This window comes from Mucilaginibacter hurinus, from assembly GCF_003324525.1.
In the GTDB taxonomy this organism is placed as follows: domain Bacteria; phylum Bacteroidota; class Bacteroidia; order Sphingobacteriales; family Sphingobacteriaceae; genus Mucilaginibacter; species Mucilaginibacter hurinus.
In genome coordinates this window covers 179,714-196,761 of the sequence record NZ_QGDC01000005.1, presented here as the reverse complement: position 1 = coordinate 196,761, position 17,048 = coordinate 179,714, and the positions used below count along the sequence as shown (strand labels likewise).

Annotated in this window: 12 protein-coding genes; 6 read left to right on the top strand and 6 right to left on the bottom strand. The window is 42.7% G+C overall.

Translation table 11 applies throughout. From position 1 onward, the window contains the following. The first annotated feature begins 2 nt into the window (after window positions 1-2). From porW to uvrC, 3 genes are all read left to right on the top strand, one after another. Window positions 3-2,939 (top strand): type IX secretion system periplasmic lipoprotein PorW/SprE, encoded by a 2,937-nt coding sequence (gene porW, locus DJ568_RS10240; protein WP_114005176.1) that lies wholly within the window; start codon window positions 3-5, stop codon window positions 2,937-2,939. Window positions 2,940-2,943: 4 nt separating this feature from the next. Then, on the top strand, window positions 2,944-5,181 hold the full coding sequence (locus tag DJ568_RS10235) for a penicillin-binding protein 1A (RefSeq protein ID WP_114005175.1): 2,238 nt from the start codon (window positions 2,944-2,946) through the stop codon (window positions 5,179-5,181). 133 nt (window positions 5,182-5,314) lie between these two features. Beyond that, window positions 5,315-7,171 carry an excinuclease ABC subunit UvrC gene (uvrC, locus tag DJ568_RS10230; protein WP_114005174.1) on the top strand — a complete coding sequence of 619 codons (1,857 nt, stop codon included), beginning with the start codon at window positions 5,315-5,317 and terminating at the stop codon, window positions 7,169-7,171. Window positions 7,172-7,253: 82 nt separating this feature from the next. Here uvrC and porN read toward each other — a convergent pair whose 3' ends face one another. The 6 genes from porN to DJ568_RS10200 all read right to left on the bottom strand — a co-directional run bounded on the left by porN (window position 7,254) and on the right by DJ568_RS10200 (window position 13,935). Next, window positions 7,254-8,162, bottom strand: a complete 909-nt coding sequence (gene porN, locus DJ568_RS10225; protein WP_114005173.1) for a type IX secretion system ring subunit PorN/GldN — start codon at window positions 8,160-8,162, stop codon at window positions 7,254-7,256. A gap of 7 nt (window positions 8,163-8,169) precedes the next feature. Beyond that, window positions 8,170-9,702 (bottom strand): type IX secretion system motor protein PorM/GldM, encoded by a 1,533-nt coding sequence (porM, locus tag DJ568_RS10220; protein WP_114005172.1) that lies wholly within the window; start codon window positions 9,700-9,702, stop codon window positions 8,170-8,172. 48 nt (window positions 9,703-9,750) lie between these two features. Next, window positions 9,751-10,557 carry a type IX secretion system motor protein PorL/GldL gene (gene porL / locus DJ568_RS10215; protein WP_114005171.1) on the bottom strand — a complete coding sequence of 269 codons (807 nt, stop codon included), beginning with the start codon at window positions 10,555-10,557 and terminating at the stop codon, window positions 9,751-9,753. A gap of 67 nt (window positions 10,558-10,624) precedes the next feature. Continuing rightward, a complete protein-coding gene (porK, locus tag DJ568_RS10210) occupies window positions 10,625-11,932 on the bottom strand; it encodes a T9SS ring complex lipoprotein PorK/GldK (RefSeq protein ID WP_114005170.1) in 1,308 nt (435 codons plus the stop codon). 252 nt (window positions 11,933-12,184) lie between these two features. Next, window positions 12,185-12,943 carry a uroporphyrinogen-III synthase gene (locus tag DJ568_RS10205; RefSeq protein WP_199560954.1) on the bottom strand — a complete coding sequence of 253 codons (759 nt, stop codon included), beginning with the start codon at window positions 12,941-12,943 and terminating at the stop codon, window positions 12,185-12,187. A gap of 35 nt (window positions 12,944-12,978) precedes the next feature. Continuing rightward, window positions 12,979-13,935, bottom strand: coding sequence for a DUF4271 domain-containing protein (locus DJ568_RS10200; RefSeq protein ID WP_114005168.1), 957 nt, complete (start codon window positions 13,933-13,935; stop codon window positions 12,979-12,981). 222 nt (window positions 13,936-14,157) lie between these two features. Between DJ568_RS10200 and hemW the strand changes: the two genes are divergently transcribed. The 3 genes from hemW (at window position 14,158) to DJ568_RS10185 (ending at window position 16,973) form a co-directional block, all read left to right on the top strand. Next, the gene (gene hemW / locus DJ568_RS10195; RefSeq protein ID WP_114005167.1) at window positions 14,158-15,279 is read left to right on the top strand and encodes a radical SAM family heme chaperone HemW; all 1,122 of its coding nucleotides are present in this window, start codon (window positions 14,158-14,160) and stop codon (window positions 15,277-15,279) included. A 123-nt stretch (window positions 15,280-15,402) separates the two neighbouring features. After that, complete coding sequence (locus DJ568_RS10190) at window positions 15,403-15,942, top strand: fasciclin domain-containing protein (protein ID WP_114005166.1); 540 nt, start codon at window positions 15,403-15,405, stop codon at window positions 15,940-15,942. Between the two features lie 152 nt (window positions 15,943-16,094). Next, a complete protein-coding gene (locus DJ568_RS10185; RefSeq protein WP_114005165.1) occupies window positions 16,095-16,973 on the top strand; it encodes a cupin-like domain-containing protein in 879 nt (292 codons plus the stop codon). Window positions 16,974-17,048: the final 75 nt, after the last annotated feature.

The window sequence follows — 17,048 nt, the reverse complement described above, 5'->3', positions numbered from 1 at the left end:
TAATGTTGTTGCATAGTATTTACTATTTTAGCAAAGCTTTATACTTAATTATTTTGAAGTCTGCATCCGTATCATCTTTCATAAAAAAACCTGCAGTTATATTTTTTGTTGTTTTGCTTGCGGCCTGCTCGTTTGAAAAAAAAACGAAGTTCAATCAAAAAATGCAAAATCTTACCGCGCATTATAACATCCTGTTTAATGCGCGCGAAATTCTGAAAAAAAAGCAGGTTGATTATGCGCTGGCATCCGTTGACAACTATAGCGAAATACTTAGCGTTTACCAGGACACCTCAGCCGCTGCAGGCGAAGATAAGGATTTAGAGGCCGTAATAGCCAAAGCGAATACCATCATTAATTTTAAGGAGCAGAGTAAATATCTGGGCGATGCTTACCTGGCGTTGGGAAAAGCTTACTATTTGGGTAAAAATTATTTTAACGCGCAGGAATACTTTAATTACGTATTGCGATCATACAACATCAATCCGGAATTAGTGCAGGAAGCCCTTGTATGGAAAGCACGCACCCTGATGCAGCTAAAACAGATACCCGAGGCAAAACTAGTTTTAGATACCGCTTTACAAAATATTAACCCCAAAAAGAGTATAACCGCCGACGTTTACGCCACTAAACTGCAATATGATATTTATGAACAGGAATATCCGGATGCTGAAGAAATGGCTAAACTGGCTATTGAGCATAGTAAAAGCACTATGCAGAAATTGCGCTGGACCTTTATACTTGGCCAGTTGCAGGAACTGAATTTAAAACCTGCAGATGCCGTTGTTAGCTATACCCGCATAGTAAAAAGTAACGCGCCGTTTGAAATGGCGTTTAACGCCGACTTGAACCGTATACGTATTGAAGACATGCGCGATGGTATTAAAATAAGCCGCATAGAAAAATTGAAAAATATGCTGCGGAACCAAAACAACGAAGAATTTGTTGACCAGATATATTACCAGATTGCTCAGCTATACTTTGCTGAGGGCAATATTGATGACGCTATTGAAAATTATAAATTATCAACCCGGCATAGTTTAAAAAACCAAAACCAAAAGGGCTTATCATACCTCCGGCTGGCCGATATAAATTTTAAAAACAAGGCCGACTATGTAAGTGCTAAAAAATATTACGATAGCACGTTGCTGAATCTTTCGCCCACCTATCCGGGTTATATCACGATAAAAAATAAAAGTGACAATTTACAATTGCTTACCGATAACCTGGACATTATAAGCCGTGAAGACACGTTGCAAATGCTGGCCAGGCTTGATGATAAAGCGCGCAGCGCCAGGATTGACACCATGGTAAGCCGGCAGATTGCACAACAATCGCAACAACAGGTTCAGCAACAACAGGCAGGCTTTGATAAATCGGGCATACCAACTGTGGCCGGTACCGATAACGTGCCTGACCCCCAGGCGAGCACGCCTACGGGCAACAACTTTTATTTTTACAACAACAGGGCGGTTAGCCAGGGTTTTACGGTATTTAAGCGCAAATGGGGCAATCGTAAACTGGAAGACAACTGGCGACGCAGCCAGAGAACAAATAGTAACATAACGGCTAACAGCGCTCCCGCTACTGATGCTGGTATAGTGCCGGGGCAGGTGCAGCAAGCACAGGCAGATACTGCCGCAAACGCATACAGGCAACAACTTGTTGCAAGTATACCACTTACTCCTGAAAACCTTGAACAGTCAAATACACGCATTTTTAACGCTTACTTTGATATAGGTAACTTTTATCGTGATATAGTTGAAGACCCTAAAGAGGCGATAGCTACTTACGAACAAGCTTTGGCCCGTTTCCCTAACAATCCTAATAAAGCTGCTATATATTACAGTTTGTATCGGCTTTATACGCCTATAGATGTAGCTAAAGCAGAGAGTTATAAAAACAGGCTGTTAAGCGAATTTGCTGATACGCCCTATGCCAAAGTTATCCTCGACCCTGAATATGGACAACGCCTAAATGATGCCGATGCGGAATTTAACGCGTTATATAACCAGGTTTATGAGCTGTACGCCAAAAGACAATATTCGCAGGTAATTGAGCAGGTTACCGGCCTGTTGCAACAATACCCTGATAATAAACTGGCGGCCCAATTAAATTATTTACGGGCGTTGGCTAACGGCAGGCAGGTTAAACTTACGCCGTTTAAGGAAGATATTCAACAGATTGCGGCACAATACCCCGAGGACCGGCTGATAACGCCGCTGGTTAAACTTCACTTAGCCTACATCGATTCAAATAACGTTGAAATGGCTGCACGCCCTTTCGCCATAATAGACAGTGACCCTGATTATATTCCCTTTTTACCTGAAGACGTAGCGCCGTTACAGCCAAGGTTTGCCCAGGTAGCCGAAAAGCGTATAGAAAAACCAAAACCGGCAGAAACGCCAAAACCGGTTGAAAAGCCTAAAGCCGCGCCGGTAGAAAGCAAACCATCAGAGCCGGTGATTGCCAAACAAACCGAAATACAGCCTAAACAGGAGGTTCCGGCTGAAGTTATTCAAACGCCGGAGGCACCGGCAGAAACCGCCACCGTTGAACCGGCAAAACCAAAGAAGACCTATATATTTAATGAGAGCGATAACACCAATTACTATTTTGTAGTAAATGTAAATACAAACACAACTAATTTAGCCTCGTCGCGTTTTGGTATCGGGCAATTTAACCGTACCAGGTACCAGGGCTTGCCTATTAAGCACCAGGTTAAAGGTGTGGGCATAAATCAATTAATTTATGTAGGTCGTTTCAACAGCCTGGCCGAGGTTAAAGATTATGCACGCGCCATTATACCTTTGATGCCTGAGATAATGAAAGTGCCAAAAGATAAATACGCTTTCTTTATCATTACCCAGCAAAATCTGGATAAATTAGCCGACAAAACACTACTGGATAGTTATACAGAATACTACCAGGATAATTTTTAGGAAAATGATTGTTAAGCTTTCACCACAGGATACACGAAGATATAACTGGTACATATGGCGCTTTGTTATTGGGTGCTTTGCCTTTGTTGTTATTATGCTGCTGATAACCGCCTTTGGAATATTCGGACAATTGCCGTCTTTTCGCGACCTCGAAAATCCCAAAAGCAATCTGGCATCACAGGTTATTTCATCAGATAACGAAATTTTAGGCACTTATTTCGTACAAAACCGTACACCTGTTACACATAAAGAAATATCACCTTATGTGATTAACGCCTTGATAGCTACTGAAGACAGCCGTTTTGAACAACACTCGGGCATTGATTTTAAACGCACCTTTACTATTATTTTTTATAACCTGATAGGTAAAAAGCAAGGCGGCAGTACTATTACCCAGCAACTGGCACTCAACCTATTCTCTGAGAGGGCGCGTAATCCGTTAAAACGAATTATTCAGAAATTGCAGGAATGGATTACGGCTGTAAAAATTGAAAGGCACTACACCAAAGAAGAGATCATTACTATGTACCTTAATACGGTTGACTTTGGCGCCTACAACGTGTTTGGCATCAAATCAGCCGCTCTAACCTATTTTAACACAACTCCGGATAAACTTACTCCGGATCAGGCGGCCTTGTTAGTGGGCATGGTAAACGGACCCGGTATTTATTCGCCTATCAATCACCCTGATAATGCTATCAACCGTCGCAACCTGGTATTAAGGCGCATGGGCGAAGAAGGATATTTAAGCGACGGCCAGGTTGCTGAATTTCAGCAAAAACCTTTAGGGCTCGAGTTCCGTCGTATAAATCAAAATGAAGGATCAGCCCCGTATTTCAGGGCAGTGCTAAAAAAGGAAATACAAAAGCTAATGGTAGAGAAATCAATCTACAAAGAAGGGGAGATTCCTTATGATCTGGACCGTGACGGGCTTAAAATATACACTACCATTAACGCTACCATGCAGCGTTACGCCGAGGAAGCACAAAAAGAGTACATGCGCTCGTTGCAGGCACAGTTTAACGCTCATTGGAAAGGCCGTAGTTTATGGAAGAGCGTACCCAGCTTTAAAATGCTGCTTGACCAGGGTATGCACCGTACCGACAGGTACCGTGCACTGAAACTTCAGGGCCGCTCGGATGAAGAGATACGTGAAGATTTTAATACGCCGGTGAAAATGAACATTTTCACCTGGCGCGGGAGCATTGATACTGTAATGAAACCCATCGATTCTATTGTATACAACAAGTTGTTGCTGCGTAACGCTATGATGAGTATGGACCCTACCACGGGTTACATAAAGGCATGGGTGGGCGGCACCAGCTTTGAACACTTTAAATACGACCAGGTAAAAATGGGTACCAGGCAGGTTGGTTCAACAGCAAAGCCTTTTACCTACGCAGTTGCTATAGAAAATAACTTTTCGCCGTGTATGGAGGTGGCAAATGTACCTGTAACTATAACCGGCTATGGCGAACCATATACTCCCGGCTCATCACCGGAAGGCACGCTGCCCGGCACCATTACACTGCGCAAAGCGCTGGCTTATTCGCAAAACTATGTAACTGCGTATGTAATGAATGAGGTAAAGCCCTTGCCCGTAATGGAACTGATAAAAAAGATGGGCATCACCAGCCAGGTAGATCCATACCCATCATTATGCCTGGGCGCATTTAATGCCTCTGTTTTTGACATGACCGGCTCATACTGTACGTTTGCCAATCATGGCTTATGGACAGAGCCTACTTACCTGCTGCGTATTGAAGACAAGAATGGCAATGTGCTGTATGAACATCATACCAATATAAGGCAGGTAATTAATGAGCAAACTGCTTACGTAATGACCTCGATGTTAAAAGGCGTTGTAGAAGACGGAACCGGCTCACGTATACGTTATAAATACGGGTTGCGGAACCCTATAGGCGGCAAAACCGGTACAACGCAAAATAACTCCGACGGGTGGTTTATCGGTGTTACCCCGCAATTGGTTACCGGGGTATGGACGGGATGTGAAGACCGTGCGATACATTTCAGAACTACTAAACTGGGGGGCGGCGCCAATACTGCCCTGCCGATTTTTGCCCTTTATATGAAAAAAGTGTATGCCAACACGTCGCTCGGTATAAAGCAAAACGTGGATTTTGAACCACCCAAGTCAGGTGTTAGCATTACGTTAGATTGTGGTGCCTACAGCCGGGCCGAACAAGGTGTTAATGAGGTAGAAGAAAGACTTGAGTTTTAAGCTGCCAAACCATCATACAGGAAACTTTTGAATAATAAAACTACTAACCTGTTAATAGGTTAATCATCGTATAAACACATCTGCCGGTACAGGTAAATAAACTTTTATTCCCCCGTTGGGGGTTAGGGGGTTCATGGAGAAATTTGATTACAGGGCTGCACTTCAAAAAATACCGCACAGGCCGGGCGTATATCAGTATTGGAACGATGACAATGAGCTGATATATGTAGGCAAGGCTAAAGACCTGCGCAACCGCGTAGCGTCATATTTTAATAAGGATGTCAACGTAAATGCGAAAACAAGGGTACTGGTTTCAAAAATACGCAATATCACATTTACTATTGTCGACACGGAAGTAGATGCGTGGCTGCTTGAAAACAGCCTGATAAAAAAACATCAGCCGCGTTACAATGTAATGCTTAAAGATGATAAAACCTACCCCTGGATCATCATCAAGAACGAAAACTTTCCACGTATATACTGGACCCGCCGCATTGTGCGCGACGGCTCAAAGTACCTTGGCCCATACGCTTCCGTAAGCATGATGCATGCTATATTGGGGTTGATTAAGGAGACTTACCCGTTGCGTACCTGCAACCTGCCCTTGACCCGCGAAAATATAGATAAAGGCAAGTTTAAGGTATGCTTAGAGTACCAGTTAGGTAATTGTAAAGGCCCTTGCCAAAATTACCAAAGCGAGGATGATTACGAACATAATATAGAAGAAATAAAAGACATCTTAAATGGCAAGATAGGCGCGGTTGTACGCAATATGAAAGCTGAGATTGATAAAGCAGTTTCTGAGATGAACTATGAGCTCGCCCATAAGCTTAAACGTAAATACGACCTGCTGGAGAAATATCAAAGCAAGTCCACCGTGGTTAATTCATCTATTACGGACGTAGATGTGTTTAGCATTGCATCTGAAGAAAAATACGCCTTTGTAAACTACCTGAAGGTGATGAACGGCACCATTATTCAAACACAAACCATTGAACTAAAAAAGCGACTGGATGAAAGTGACGAAGAACTGCTGACGCTGGCTATATCTGAATTTAGGGTACGCTACCAAAGCACCTCAAAAGAAATAATTGTACCCTTTGACATCGACCTTGAGGACGCAGCTATAAAGTTCACCGTTCCTAAACTAGGCGAAAAAAAGAAACTGCTTGACCTATCACAAAAAAATGTACAGTTCTTTAAAAAGGAAAAAATAGATCAATACGAAAAACTGAATCCTGAGATAAGAACAGAACGTTTACTTACGCAAATGATGAAGGATTTGCGCATGAACCAGTTGCCCCGCCATATTGAATGCTTTGATAACTCAAACTTCCATGGCAAGTATCCGGTATCGGCAATTGTAGTGTTTAAAGATGCCAGGCCTTCAAAAAAGGATTACCGGCACTTTAATGTTAAAACCGTAGAAGGACCTAATGATTTTGCTACAATGGAGGAAGCCGTGCACCGCCGCTACAGGCGTATGCTTGATGAAGGAACTGAACTACCACAACTTATAATTATTGACGGGGGCAAGGGCCAGTTGTCGTCGGCCGTAAAAAGTTTAAAACTGCTGGGCATTGATAAGCAAGTTACAGTAATTGGTATAGCTAAAAGATTAGAAGAGCTTTATTATCCGGGCGATCAGTACCCGTTATACCTTGATAAAAAATCAGAAACCCTAAAGATAATACAGCAATTACGCGATGAAGCCCATCGCTTCGGTATCACTTTTCACCGTAAGAAACGGGATAAGGGCACACTGGTAACTGAGCTGGACTTTATTGAAGGAATCGGGAAAACCACATCAGCCAAGCTGTTAAAATATTTTAAATCAGTAAAAAAAATCCGTGAAGCTAAAGTAGAAGAATTGCTTGAGGTGGTAAACGCAAAACAAGCTAAAGCGCTAATAGCATACTTTAATCCACAAAGCTTTCAACCGTCGGAGGGAGAAACTCTTCAGGACTCAGATCCCGATAAAGCGTTTTAAATATAAAAAGGCAGTATTACTACCGCCTTTTAATTAGTTTATAATTGTATGTTCTAAATTCTCTTTCCAGGTTTTACGTAGCTTAATACTGCCATAAAGATAACTCCCAATCCATCAGCACCTTTTTTACACGCTCTGATTCGTACAAACGGTCTATACCCTGCGCGTAGTCTTTTATACGCTCATCACGATCATTGGAAACTTTAACAACATAGCTGCTGAACAACCTTTTCAAAAAAACATCGTCAAAGCTTAACCCTGTAGCATCACTGTTTCGGCTAACAGCTTCTTTTGTTGCCAGTACTGCGCGCGCTTCCGGAAAATACACCCAAAATGCAGGCTGATAATCTGACGACTCAAGCCCGGTAGCTTTCAGCTTGATAAGGGGCGCAATGCCAATTATACGGGGCTCAAAAACCGAGCGTTGCTTATCAAATATCCAGTCTTCCTTAATACGAAACTTAATTACACTGTCCGGGTTAAATTCTCCGGCCCTGAATTCCGATCCTATCTTATTGCCGTCTGCGTCAAACTGGTCAACCACGCTACTATCGGCCATTTTGGCTTTGGCTTGCGCGCCTGTTAAAGGAGTAGAAAAACTATCACCATTGGGGTCGTTTTTAGCTGGATTAGGGGTTGGGTCATAAGCTGTAAGTTCCCCTGCCTCAATAGCGCCCAGCAGGGCATCAATCAGCCGGCTTTTTGGCGATCCCAGGTAATGGTTCATTTTCTCGCGCAGGTCAATCTCACGCCAAACACGCTTTGCAAATACCACATCGGCGTCGCGTAAACTGTGGTAAGGCGTAGCTTTCCCACTTAACAAGTTGGTTTTTTTGTAAAAACCATCTAACGGGCGTTCAAAAGCCGCCGCACTGTCGGCCATTTGGGCTGCTGTCCGCGTGGTAGTATCTGAAGTAACCTGGCTGGTATTTTGCGCACTAGCCGACGACACTGCCAAGAAAAACACAAATCCTAATATTCCCTTTTTCATTATCTTCTTAATTAGCCGATATTACGATATCATCCAAACCGCGTTGCGAACCGTCAGGCCCAACGGCTATAATGTTACCAAAAATCACCTTTGTGCCCGGTGTAACCGAATTCAACGCTGCACGCATTTGCGGCGATACCTGGTTACCGGAAGTGCTAACCATAATTACATCCTGGCGCGGCTTTGCCACGTAAAGTGTAAAGCGGGTAACGTTAAATTTTGCATCAAATTCAAAATTTTCCAGTTTGGCAAAAATTCGGTCCTGCCCGCGGATATTAGCCGCACTGGTGCTGCCGCTGCTTTTCCCGGCAAACTGTGCTTTTGGGTCAGGTATACGTTTTACGCGGAATAGCGTACTGCCTAAAACCTGTGTTTTACCCGGCGCTACTTCACCCGATACTGTAACGGTAGCTGTACCGATAGAACTTACATTAGCAGTATACTTACCGCCTGAGCCAGTTACAGAGCCGCCCTGAATACTAACCCGCAGTTTTTCTTTAGGGATACCGGGGGCAGATACCGATATAGGGTTGGGTACACCAATGTACAATACGTTCATTTTATCCGGAGATACTACTGCCGAAGGCCGCGCAACCTGGTAAGTTTGCGGTGGAGTTGAGTATTCTTTTATAGTTCCGTCTGTCTGCTTTACCGTAATTTTACCTATCCAGGTGTAAACACCCTCCCTGCTCGTTCCTACGGAGTATTTGCCCTTGCCATCTGCCACCTGGAGGCTTGAGCCATTTACAGTAATAGATGGCGACGATTTTGAGTCAGATGCTGTTAAAAACACTTCGGCAGTGTAAGGCTGACCAGCTATTACATAGCTTGTTGGTGCCACTGCAACTGCTGCAAACTTGTCAAGATTTACTACAGCCTCATCAACCTGGCCAAGCAGTTTCTTAACTATCTCGTTCTCGGCGTTCTTCGTATCGGCCTGTATTTTTGATAACGTAGTTATTGCTGCACCCAGCGGAATACCATCACCGAAATATGCGGTCTCCCAGCTTTTGTCGCTGGCGCCTTTTCTCTTTAAATCAGCTGTGCTAAGCGAGAAGTTTACACCTTCGCGGTCTTCAGCATCCAATAGGTTAAGCAACTTGCTGCGTGTACTTTCAATTTTAGCTTTCAATTCGGCTGCCTTTCCGCCGTTTACCATTAACCGTGGGGATATATCAACGTTATCTCGTTTATTCACGTCGTTGGTAGTCTCATTGATTCCGCCGCCTTCAGTTACCAGTTGTTTCCTTAAAGTTTCAATATAACTGGTTAATTCCTCAGCTATACGGCTTGCTTCTTTAGCTTTGTCATAAATTGGTTTTGCCCGTTGAGGCTGTTCTTTCAGCTTGGTTTTCTCAAATGCACTATAGGTGTTATCAATACCAGTGGTTACATTGGTGCGCGATTGATCAAGACTGTCTGTTATATTTTTAAACGCATCCATTAAGCTGTCCGGAATACTCAGGGCTATAAGGCCCAGTAGTACCAGGTACAGAATACCTATCATCCGCTGTCGTGGTGTCTGTTTGCCGCCGGCCATGTTATATTTTATCTTTAATAATTATCAAAAATCTGCTTATTTATATAATTAAACACGGGGCTGATTCATTGCCGACAACATGTTACCGTAAACCGAGTTTAGCGAAGCCAGGTTTTTAGCCAAACGGTTAACCTCCTCCTTAAACTGTTTTGAATCATCAAGAGACTCATTGAAGTTTTGCATGGTAAGTGAGAGATTGCGATAAAACGTATTCATAGATTTTAAGTGCGCACTTGAATCCTGGAGTTCCAACTCGTACACTGCGTTAAGGTCTGACAGGTTGCGGGCCAATTTGTTAACCTGCTCATGGTAGCCCTTTGAATCGATGTTTGAACCGGCCATTTCCTGTAAGCTTGCCGACGCCTTTTCAAAGCTGCTGCTTAGCTTATCGTAGCTGGCAGTAGCGGTTTTTAGTTTGTCAATATATTCGTTAGTCGCGGCACCTGCATCTCCTACACGAGATATAGCGCTAACTTTATCGCCGAATGTTCTTAAGCCGTCACCAAGGCTGGCAATCAGTTCAGGCCCGATCTTAGCGTCAGACAGCATTTTATCCAATGCTGCTGTATTTGAAAAATTACTTGCTGCAGGCGCGGCTACCCTGGCAGTTGCTTTTGGTAATTCGCCATTATACTCTTCATCTAATTCAGGGTAGGCACGGGTCCAGTCAACCTCTTTCGTGTCACGCTGTAGCCCCAAGATCAAAAACAAAAAAGCTTCGGTAATCAAACCCACAGCAATTAAAGTTTCGGCATGGGGATAGTGATTGATTTTAAACAACAGCCCTATAATTACAACTGCAGCACCGATTGAAATAATATTATCAATTCCGAAAGGTTTTTTTTTGGTAGCCATAAAATGTTTTAGTGTAGTTTTGTTAATTTTTATACAATACCTGTTAAATTATTGCTTTAAGGTTGGGTTATCGTTTATCACGTATATCGCGGCCCACATAATGAGTAACGCAACGGAAACCAATATATGATTTTGCGGTATCCTGGTATTCGTAAGTACGTGTTGAATTTTGTAAAAAGTAGCCCACATCTTTCCATGATCCGCCGCGCACCACCTTACGTTTCAGCACTTCGGGATCTGATGCTTTGGCTTCGTAATTAAAGGTTGGCGCCATGTCATGCACAAATGTGGAGGCAGACGGGTCATAAGCGGATGCCGTCCACTCGGCAACATTGCCTGCCATATTGTAAAGACCGTAATCATTAGGGAAGTAGGATCGGACATTTACCGTATAAGCACCGCCATCATCCGTATAATTACCCCGCCCCGGTTTAAAGTTGGCCATTAAACAACCTTTAGCATTTTTTATGTAAGGGCCACCCCACGGATAATCTGTACCTATCCTGCCGCCACGCGCCGCGTATTCAAACTCAGCTTCGGTAGGCATACGGTAAGGCAAGCGATGCGGTAATCCTCTCGAATCTTTATAAGCATCATTATAACGGCTTCGCCAAACGGTGAAAGCGCGGGCCTGGCGCCAGGTAATGCCCACCACTGGGTAATTACGGAATGCCGGGTGAGAAAAATATCCTTCAACCATGGGCTCGTTGGCTGCATATGAAAAATCGCTTAGCCAAACCAGTGTATCGGGATAAACTGCAACAGTATCACGTAAAATAAAGTCTGAACGACGCTTGCTCCGGTCGCCTTTATGGTCAGCGGCATCCCGTAGGTCAAACAGCGCATAATTATATTTAAGCAGCCTTACATCTATCTCATTACGGTCAAACACACGGTCATCGCCCTGGTAATACATACCCTGTAGTTTTTGCGCATTGCCCGCTCCCCCTTTTCTGAAATTCCAAATCGAATTTTTCCTTACATAATCCCAGTTGATGAACTTGCGGCCATCGGCATTGTTTTCATCCTTGCCTTTAGGCTGAACGTAATATTTAGGATCATTAAGGTAATTGGTAATAGCAATTGAATCACGCACCCAATTTACATACTGTTTGTACTGCGTATTGGATATCTCTGTTTGATCCATAAAAAATGGAGAAACAGTAACCTGTTTGGTTTGGGCAATCTGGGCAAAAGTAACATCCTGGTCTGTTTGGCCCATCAAAAATGAACCACCGGGTATATAAACCATGTTATATGGCACCTCTGAACGAAAAGACTTCTGCGGCACCCCTGTTACTTCCCCTCCGCCGCTGCTGCGGCAACTGCTTAACAATACCCCGCAAATCCCGAAGAAAAAATATATATGCTTCATTTTATAATCTCTTTATTACGCATACAGTCAGCATCACGTGCCCCGAATATATGCATTTTTTAGTTTGACCAACTAAAAAACACGAATATATAGCATTAAAGCGCATGTTACATTTACTATACGTAAAGATAAGTAACAACAGATTGCTAAATCGCTTTACCCGAATTACTTAACTTTGCATCGCTTAGCACGTATTTAAACGAATAAAATAGCCAAAAGGTTGCAACCAGGTTAAATAATTTACTAAAAACGTTACTTATTTACCTGCTTGCAGTATTGCTCAATAGCCATCGTCATTGAGGGTGCGCCGGGTGTAGGCGCCGGGATATCCAAAATCAAGCCTGCCTCGAGCACCGCCTTATGGGTGGTAGCCCCAAAGGCAGCTATGCGGGTGTTATTTTGTTTAAAATCAGGGAAGTTTTTGTACAACGACTGAATACTTGAAGGGCTGAAGAATGCAATTACATCATAAAACACATCGGCCAGGTCAGAAAGATCACTGCAAACCGTGCGAAATAGCACTGCCGGGGTAAAATTGTAACCATTTTCAAGCAAAAACTTTTGTGTTTCCTCTGCTGCCACGTCAGAGCATGGGTATAGGAATTTTTCGTTTGAATGCTTTTTCAATACTTCTGCAAGATCAGTAGCAGTTTGCTTACCGAAAAATATTTTACGTTTACGGTATTGTATATATTTTTGAAGATAAAGCGCGATAGTTTCTGAAAGGCAGAAATATTTCATTTCAACCGGCACTTCAAAGCGCATCTCTTCACAAATGCGGAAAAAATGATCGGCCGAGTTACGACTGGTAAAAATTACTGCTGTAAAATCTGCGAGGTTAATTTTATCCTTGCGAAAATCCTTTGCCGGCACACCTTCAACATGAATAAATGATCTGAAATCAATTTTCAAATTGAGTTTCTTAGCCAGTTCGGCGTAAGGATTTTTGTCATTGTCAGGTTTAGGCAAGGTAACCAATATGCTTTTAACCCTTTTCTTTCTTTCTTCCAAAGTCAATCTCCGTAATAACTACCTGTTTACCAATATCATATACTAAGTGCCTTCATCAAAATAAAAATAGGGCAAATTTCGAGGGCACAAAGATAGATAAATAAATAAACTTTAGAAAATCGAAAGTTAGAAATAACAATTAAACTGTTTCGTAAGTATAGCCATATCAATAATATACCGGTTAACGCAACGGCTGCAAGCAGTATGGCAGGCACCAATTGCGCGGTAAGCAGGCTTAAGCAGGCCACCACCGGTAAACATAACAGTGTTATGTTGAAATACGTAAAACATAAAACAGTTATATACTTGTTAACCAACATGCCGACATTAAAGATCAAACCCAGCAATTTTAACAGTAACAACTTAAGCGATACCAATACAATTATACCTGCTGATAAAATACTGAATAGTAAGAAACCTCCTATTTGCAGATCAAAGTGGTACCATGCCGCTAATTGATATACAAGCAGGCCAAATGTTAGCCCAAGTAATACCATTAACCCTGAAAAGGCCTTTACACTAAGTAAATTATTTTCATTATCGGCATCTGAAAATAATTGCTTGTTATAATAAGCCTGTATCATATTATTGATATCCCGCGGTATAGTTAGGCGCAAAAAACCTATATATATCAATAACAATATAACCACGCCGATGATCCAACTGTCGCGTGTTTTTCTTACCATACCCGCACTGTAATCTTTTTTAGGCGATTTAATATCCAGAAAGCCATAGCCCTGGTAAACGTGATCTTTAAGCAATTGCTCAATAAATTGGTTTGGGCGGGAAGGATCGGGCTTTGCAATAAATACCATGGCCAGGGAGTCAGACACTGCCTGCTGACGTGCGGCCTGTGATGCGGCGACGGAATCAAGTAAACCCTGTGCAACCGGTTGCCGGGCTACAGTACGTTTAGGAATAGTGCTGTCCTGTACCCCGTAACCAGGAATATAGCCGAGGACTATTAAAGTTATAATTGCAAATAACCGCATTTAAGGTATGGCTTAACCTTTACAAAGGTAGTTTATTCTGAAATAATGAGCCGCCATAGTAAATAGTATTTGTGCGATACATCCCGCTTTATGATTATTCAGATTCAAAATGATTCAGGATTTGCCAACGGGGCGTTATTTACTTTAATGCCGGCTTTTAGACGTGCAGCATCGCCGTAAATATTACTTTTGTGGTTCGATAGCAACAGACATCGCACAGATATGGCCGGAATTTACTTACATATCCCATTTTGCAAGCAGGCCTGCCATTATTGCGATTTTCACTTCAGTACCTCCATGGCTTACAAAGCAGAAATGCTGGAAGCTATGCTGCGCGAGCTTGGCTTGCAGAAAAATTACCTTTCCGGCGAAGAAGTTGAGACCATTTATTTCGGCGGCGGCACCCCCTCACTGCTCACCGCCGATGACATAAGCCGACTGATAAATACAATAGCGGATTTACACCCGGTATCGGCAAACGCCGAAATAACCCTTGAAGCAAATCCTGATGACCTGGATAAATTGAAGCTGGTATCGCTTACGCAAACACCGGTTAACCGTTTCAGTATAGGTATACAATCTTTTTACGATGAAGACTTGTTGTGGATGAACCGCGCACACCGGGCGCAAGAAGCCGAAGCATCGGTAAAGCGTTCGCAGGATGCGGGCTATGAAAATATAACAGTAGACCTGATATATGGTTATCCACTACTCACCGATACAAAATGGCAAAATAACATTCAGAAAGTGCTTGAACTTGATGTGCCGCACGTATCTGCCTATAGTATGACAGTGGAGCCCCAGACAGCGCTGGCGTCTTTTATCAGTAAAAATAAGCAACCGCCTATGAATGAGGAGCAGAGCGCAGCCCAGTTTACTTACCTGATGAACAAGATGCAACAGGGTGGATTTGAACAATACGAAATATCAAATTTTTGTATGCCCGGCCATTATTCGCGCCATAACTCAAATTATTGGAGGGGTGTAAAATACCTGGGCATCGGACCGTCGGCCCACTCGTTTAACGGTGAAGCAAGGCAATGGAACGTAGCCAATAATGCAAAATATATGCAACAACTTGGCGTGGGCGCTATTGCAGCAGAAACCGAGGTATTAACACAAACTGACCGGCTGAATGAATATATCATGACTTCATTACGCACGATGTGGGGCTTGCAGCTTAACACACTTAATAAATTAGCTGAAGGTGCATCAGATGAGTTGATAAAGAACGCGGAATCCTTTTTTGATAAAAACTGGATCACTGAAGACCATGGGGTTATCTATCTCACTTCATCCGGTAAATTATATGCAGATCATATTGCCGCTGAACTTTTTTTCTGACACAAACCCATAGTTGCAATTCTCAACCTGTTATAAATTTGATAATTATGACATTATTAATGGTGATTAAAACCATTAAGCCGCTCCCGTCGTATCTTCTTTCAAATACATCATACCATACAAATGAAAAAATTATTCATCGCGGCTTTTGCATTAGTAGCTTTTGCATCAGCCTCACCAACTTACGCACAAAATAAAATGGTTGGCGGCGCAGAAATGTACCCTACCAAAGGCATTATTGACAATGCTGTAAACTCAAAGGACCATACCACGCTTGTGGCAGCTGTGAAAGCGGCGGGACTTGTAGAAACGTTGAAAGGTAAAGGACCGTTCACGGTATTTGCGCCTACTGATTCGGCTTTTGCCGCACTGCCTGAAGGAACAGTTACTAATTTAATGTCGGCCGATAACAAGCCGCTGCTTACCAGCATACTTACTTACCATGTTGTAGCAGGTAAAATGAGTGCAAAGGCGCTTTGGGCAAAAGCAAAATCGTCAAAACCTACTGTTAAAACTGTTAACGGCGGCTCCCTAACCGTTAAAGCGGATGGTGAAAAGTTATACTTGGTGGATGCCAAAGGCGGAAAATCATGGGTGACCATAGCTGATGTAAACCAAAGTAATGGTGTTATACATGTAGTTAACGCCGTATTGATGCCTTAAGCTTGATATAGTTGGCAATTACGGTTCAAGGATATCAATCCTGATTGTGATTGCCAACTATTAACATAATGTCAACCAAAAATCAGAAAACCCCTATTATTCTAAGTACTTGCTTTAAATTAATTAATTTTGCATGTTAATTAATTGTGAATATGGGTATAACGCTTACTCCTATTGATAGGGTTGATACTATCAGTAAAGAGGATTTCATCAATAACTATTTAAAACCACGCAAGCCGCTTGTTATACGGAAAGCCACCCAAACCTGGCCCGCATTGCAAAAATGGACTTTTGATTATTTGAAGGAAACTGTTGGTGATAAGATAGTGCCGTTGTACGACAGCTCAAAAGCTGACCCATCCAAGCCCATCAACGCTTCGGCCGCTGAAATGAAGTTTAGCGACTACATTGATTTAATACAAAAGGAACCTACTGACCTCCGCATATTTTTGTTTGACCCGATAAAACACGCTCCCGGATTGCTTGATGACTATCGGTCGCCCACAGACCTGATGGGTGGATTTTTAGACAAATATCCTAACATGTTTTTTGGCGGTGCCGGATCTGTGACTTTTTTACATTACGACATTGACCTTGCGCATATATTCCACACGCATTTTAATGGCCGTAAGCACGTTATCCTGTTTGACTATAAATGGCGCGAACGTTTGTATTGTATACCTTTTGCCACTTATGCACTGGAAGACTACGATATTGAAAACCCCGACTTTAACAAGTTTCCGGCATTAAACGGCATTGAGGGACAGGAAACTATTTTAGAACACGGCGATACGCTATTTATGCCTACCGGTTATTGGCACTGGATGAAATATCTCGACGGTTCATTCTCCATCTCATTACGCGCCTGGGATACATCATGGGCTATTAAAGCTAAAAGCCTGTATAATCTTACCCTTCAGCGCAAATTTGATGATGTGATGAAGAAGAATTTTAAGAAAAAATACATGGATTGGAAGGAGGGTTTGGCTATAAAGCGTGCTGATAAAGCCCTGGCTGAAGGCAGACCTTGATAGTTTAGCTTAAACTTATGCCCTACCTGTCAAGGCGTACATGATTGTTTTAAAACGTTGTCTTCCTTGTAATGT

Excerpts from the sequence above, each read along its gene's own strand:
- DJ568_RS10185 (WP_114005165.1), top strand. The coding sequence starts at position 16,095 with ATGGGTATAACGCTTACTCCTATTGATAGGGTTGATACTATCAGTAAA.
- DJ568_RS10190 (WP_114005166.1), top strand. The coding sequence starts at position 15,403 with ATGAAAAAATTATTCATCGCGGCTTTTGCATTAGTAGCTTTTGCATCA.
- porW (WP_114005176.1), top strand. The coding sequence starts at position 3 with ATGTTGTTGCATAGTATTTACTATTTTAGCAAAGCTTTATACTTAATT.
- porK (WP_114005170.1), bottom strand. The coding sequence starts at position 11,932 with ATGAAGCATATATATTTTTTCTTCGGGATTTGCGGGGTATTGTTAAGC.
- uvrC (WP_114005174.1), top strand. The coding sequence starts at position 5,315 with ATGGAGAAATTTGATTACAGGGCTGCACTTCAAAAAATACCGCACAGG.
- DJ568_RS10200 (WP_114005168.1), bottom strand. The coding sequence starts at position 13,935 with ATGCGGTTATTTGCAATTATAACTTTAATAGTCCTCGGCTATATTCCT.
- porM (WP_114005172.1), bottom strand. The coding sequence starts at position 9,702 with ATGGCCGGCGGCAAACAGACACCACGACAGCGGATGATAGGTATTCTG.
- hemW (WP_114005167.1), top strand. The coding sequence starts at position 14,158 with ATGGCCGGAATTTACTTACATATCCCATTTTGCAAGCAGGCCTGCCAT.
- DJ568_RS10235 (WP_114005175.1), top strand. The coding sequence starts at position 2,944 with ATGATTGTTAAGCTTTCACCACAGGATACACGAAGATATAACTGGTAC.
- porN (WP_114005173.1), bottom strand. The coding sequence starts at position 8,162 with ATGAAAAAGGGAATATTAGGATTTGTGTTTTTCTTGGCAGTGTCGTCG.
- porL (WP_114005171.1), bottom strand. The coding sequence starts at position 10,557 with ATGGCTACCAAAAAAAAACCTTTCGGAATTGATAATATTATTTCAATC.